The organism is Bartonella sp. AA18HLJMS (assembly GCF_042197245.1).
Taxonomy (GTDB): Bacteria; Pseudomonadota; Alphaproteobacteria; order Rhizobiales; family Rhizobiaceae; genus Bartonella.
The window spans coordinates 1-794 of sequence record NZ_JBHIRP010000082.1 but is presented as its reverse complement, the minus strand read 5'-3'; the positions used below and the strand labels follow the sequence as shown (position 1 = coordinate 794).

Annotated in this window: 1 protein-coding gene; it reads left to right on the top strand. The window is 41.9% G+C overall.

The genetic code is table 11. From position 1 onward, the window contains the following. Positions 1–794: autotransporter domain-containing protein (locus ACFINW_RS10040; RefSeq protein WP_375674271.1), on the top strand; the 794-nt coding region annotated here is incomplete at both ends.

The following is a 794-nucleotide window of genomic DNA, read 5'->3' as shown; positions in this document are numbered from 1 at the left end:
AGTGGATTAACCGATATGGCTAAACAAAACGCACTCTTAGCCAATATCAGAACATCCGTCTTAGGAAAAGAAGAAGAAAAACAAACCGGTTTCTTCCTCTATACTTACGGAAACACAGGAACCTTATCTTCTGAACGCGGACCTCTCAAATATGGTTATGGTGCTGATATCCGCTATGCTGCTCTCCAAGCCGGAGTCACATTCGCGGCATTAGAAGGACAAAATACCACAACACATTTCGGTCTTGTAGGCACCTATGGGCGGCTGTCTTTCACTCCAAAGGACATAGCGGATGCCAGTAAGAGCACATTGGATAAATGGTCACTAACAGCTTATGGCAGCGTGCAGCATGACAATGGTTTCTATATGGATACACTCTTGTCCTATGGGATAATAAAGGGAGATATCGGCAATGCTATCATTGGCAAAACCGCAAAATTGAAAAACGCCAAAATGTTGAGTATCTCCACCACCGTTGGCAAAGAGTTTGTAACTGGAATGGAAGGCTTAACATTTGAGCCACAAGCACAAATTGCCTATCAACATTTGATGTTTAATACCATTGAAGATGCTGATAATTTTACCGTTGATATGAAAAATCCTTCTCAATGGTTGATCCGTGTTGGTGGACGTTTGACAAAAACCATTTCCACTGAAAACAACCGTCCGATGTCTTTCTATGGAAAAGTAAACTTGATCAAAACCTTTGGTGATAATGGTACCATTCATATTGGTAGAAACTTTGACCTTGATCCTATGGGACCTGCAATTGAAGGCGGCGTTGGCATCAATGC